A 3553-nucleotide genomic window follows, 5' to 3' on the forward strand; every position below is an offset into this window, starting at 1 on the left:
CTCCGGCACGCTGCTGATCGCCGATGAAGTGATGACCGGCTGGGGGCGCACCGGAACCATGTTTGCCTGCGAACAGGCGTCCGTCTCGCCGGACATCTTGTGCACGTCGAAAGGTCTGACCGGTGGTACCATCCCGCTGGCCGCCACGATCGCCACCGATGCCATCTTCCACGCTCACTTTTCGGAGGATCGCAAGAAGACGTTTTTCCATTCGAGCTCCTACACCGCCAATCCGATCGCCTGCGCGGCAGCACTTGCCAATGTCGAGATCTGGCGTGACGAGCCGGTGGCCGAGCGGATCGCGGTCTTGAGCGCGAGGCAGGCCGCCGGGCTGCAACGCTTCCGGGGCAATCCATATTTCACCGACTGCCGGACAACCGGCACCATCGCGGCACTCGACCTACGCACCGGCTCAGCCGGTTATCTGGCCGAGATCGGGCCAAAACTGCGCGCTTTTTTCCTTGAGCGCGGCCTGTTGGTGCGCCCGCTCGGCAATGTCCTCTATCTTCTGCCGCCCTATTGCATCACCAGCGACGAATTGGACGGGCTCTATGACGCGATAGAGGAGGCCGGCGAACGCTTCGGCTCGCGGCCATGAACCTATCGTCGCGCGTTCTCGGCTTCGGCCATCATGCGCCGACGCGCAAGGTCGAGAACCCGGAAATCGAAGACCGGCTCGGGCTTGAGCCCGGCTGGATCGAGCGGCGCACCGGAATTCGCTCGCGCTTCTGGGCAACAGACGAAGACACGCTGTCGGGCCTTGCCGCCTCTGCCGGCGACATGGCGCTGACCAATGCCGGTATCGACCGCGGCGACGTCGGTCTACTCTTGCTCGCCACGTCGACGCCCGATCACCTTCTGCCGCCAAGCGCGCCGCTGGTCGCACATCGGCTGGGGCTAGGCCGCGCCGGAGCGATCGACCTGACCGGCGCCTGCGCCGGCTTCATCTATGCGCTGATGTTCGCCGACGGGTTCACCCGCCTGCACGGCAAAGCGAGCCTTGTCATCGCCGCCAACATCCTCAGCCACCGCATCAATTTGGCCGAGCGCGCCAGCGCCGTGCTGTTTGCCGATGCCGCCGGCGCCATGGTGATCAGTCCTTGCGATGACCCGGATCGAGGCATTCTCGGCGCTTCGGTGGATTCCGACGGCTCGCGCTACGGGCTAATCCAGATTCCCGCCGGGGGAAGCAACACTCCGTTCCATGCCGACCTCGACCTCGCGCAGACACGGATGACGATCACTGACGGCCGTGAAGTATTCAGCAAGGCCGTGGAGATGATGACCGCCTGCTCGAGAGATGCGCTCACTGCTGCCCGACTGAGGCCGCAAGACCTCGATCGTTTCGTGCCGCATCAGGCCAATGCGCGCATTTTCGACGCGGTCGGCAGGAACCTCGGCATCGCTGATCACTCGATCGTCAAGACGATCGCCGAATATGGCAACTCTTCCGCCGCGACGATCCCGCTCTCATTGTCGCTGGCCCATCGGGCGCAGCCGTTTCGGCCTGGCGAGAAAGTCCTCTTGGCGGCAGCGGGTGCGGGTCTCAGCGGCGGCGCGCTTGTGGTGGGAATTTAGCAAAGCAATGCTTGCGCACAGGACTGCTCATGAATGAGACTATGAGAATGGCTCAATACGCAAATAGTCGCCGGCAAGCTCCATAGAGCTGGGGTCCGTGCGGTGCTCCGCGATGTCTAAGTATCGACCCGCTTGCTCAAATCGCAGCGCTCATCGAAGGCCAGCAATACCTCATGCAGAGCGAAAATCCCCAACCGCCCGTTTCAAAGACGCTCGCCCCATTTCGAAACAAGGTGTTTCGCTCAATTTGGGCGGCCACCCAGATTTCCAGCCTCGGTTGGCTAGTGCAAACGGTCGCCATCAGTTGGCTTATGGCAACGATTTCAGCGTCCGACCTCATGGTGGCACTCGTCCAGGCCGCATCCACATTGCCGGTGTTCTTCCTCTCAGTTTTCGCCGGAGCCATTGCCGACAACTTCAGCCGCCGGTGGGTGATGTTTGCGGGACACTGCCTGATAGCATCGGCGTCGACGACGCTGATGATTTCTGTGGGTCTGGGATTTGTCAGTCCTTGGCTGATTCTCGGGTTAGGTTTCCTGGCCGGCTGCGGCTTTGCCTTGAATGATCCGGCTTGGCACGCTTCGGTCGGCGATATCCTTCACAAACGCGACATTCCGGCCGCAGTGACGCTTATGTCCGTCGGATACAACATTGTGCGCAGCGTTGGTCCAGCCTTGGGGGGCGTGATCCTGGCCGTCTTTGGGCCGCTGGCCGCTTTCGCCTTGGCTGCGGTGAGTGATCTGGCGCCCATAAGCGCGATATGGCGCACCAAATGGGAGGTCCGCTCTTCGCCTCTCCCTCGTGAGAGAATGACGACGGCAATTCATGACGGAGTGCGCTTTACGGCGATGTCTTTGGAGATCAGGGCAGCGACCGCCCGAGCCGCTCTTTTCGGGTTGGCAAGCATCTCCATTCTGGCGTTGCTCCCCCTCGTCGTCCGGGATCAGTTGAAGAGTGGGCCAATTGTCTACGGTATCTTATTGGCCGGCTTCGGCATGGGTGCTTTCATCGCGGGTATGGGCAACGGCTTCTTGAGGAAGGTCACGTCTCAAAACAGGCTGGTGGCCTTCGCCTCTGTGGCTTGTGCAGTCTGTTGCCTCTCCCTTGCCCTTACATCGTCGCTTCCTGTGGCGGCCATTTCGCTGGCGCTCGGCGGAGCGGGTTGGCTTATCACCTGGACGGGCATTGACGTGTCGGTGCAGTTGGCAAGCCCAAGGTGGGTTGTAGGCCGCACGCTCTCCATTTACTACGCCTTGAGCGCAGGCGGTATGGCTGCTGGCAGCTGGATCTGGGGTTCTGTCGCGCAAAACTATTCCTTGACCTCAGCATTGGAGGGCGCCGCAGGCGCTCTGTTGCTGGTTGCAGCAGCGGGGATCGTGTTGCCGGTCCGTCCCTGGGAAGAAACCGATCAAGAAAGTTCAGTTTTTCATCCGCCGGACGTGGCTCTCGATCTGAAACCCAGAAGTGGCCCTATCGTGGCCAAGGTCGAGTATTTGATATCGGAGGAAAATATCGAGGCCTTTCTGGGCTCCATGCGCACGCGGCGACACGTCCAGAGCCGTGCCGGTGCACGAAACTGGACGCTCCAGCGAAATCTGCAAACACCGTCACTTTGGACGGAGACATTCCGCACCCCCACCTGGATGGACTTTCTCCGCCTAAATCATCGACTCACCGCAGCAGATAAGGAAGTCGCCCAGCATCTCCTGTCACTGCATGAAGGAGAGGTGCCTCCGCAGACAGTGCTTTCGATTGAACGGACGACCGAGGCAATTCGTACCCGTACCTCGACAATCTTTTCTCGTCCTCCAAGATGACGCCATCAAGCTGCTGTCCAGGGACAGGGTGGATCACCGGTGCTTTGCAGAGCACAGCCTCACACCGAGAGCAGCGTGCTCCGGGTTGTGCGCTTTCGCGCGCACCCAGGCGAGATGATGGTGAACGCGGCGTCAAGTGGAAGTCCCCTGCATACGCT

The 3553-nt window shown here is 61.1% G+C and carries 3 protein-coding genes; all 3 read left to right on the forward strand.

Going from position 1 to position 3553, the window contains the following annotated elements; translation table 11 throughout:
- Positions 1–598, forward strand: a 598-nt coding sequence (locus EN939_RS25450) for an aminotransferase class III-fold pyridoxal phosphate-dependent enzyme (RefSeq protein WP_127270559.1), incomplete at its 5' end; no start/stop codon positions are given.
- The gene (locus EN939_RS25455; protein ID WP_063169256.1) at positions 595–1578 is read left to right on the forward strand and encodes a beta-ketoacyl-ACP synthase III; all 984 of its coding nucleotides are present in this window, start codon (positions 595–597) and stop codon (positions 1576–1578) included. The genes EN939_RS25450 and EN939_RS25455, both read left to right, overlap by 4 nt.
- A 173-nt stretch (positions 1579–1751) precedes the next feature.
- Entirely contained in the window at positions 1752–3395 is a 1644-nt protein-coding gene (locus EN939_RS25460; RefSeq protein ID WP_063169257.1) for an MFS transporter, read from the forward strand.
- Positions 3396–3553: the final 158 nt, after the last annotated feature.

The sequence above is a fragment of the Mesorhizobium sp. M7A.F.Ca.CA.002.05.1.1 genome, assembly GCF_003998335.1.
In the GTDB taxonomy this organism is placed as follows: Bacteria; Pseudomonadota; Alphaproteobacteria; order Rhizobiales; family Rhizobiaceae; genus Mesorhizobium.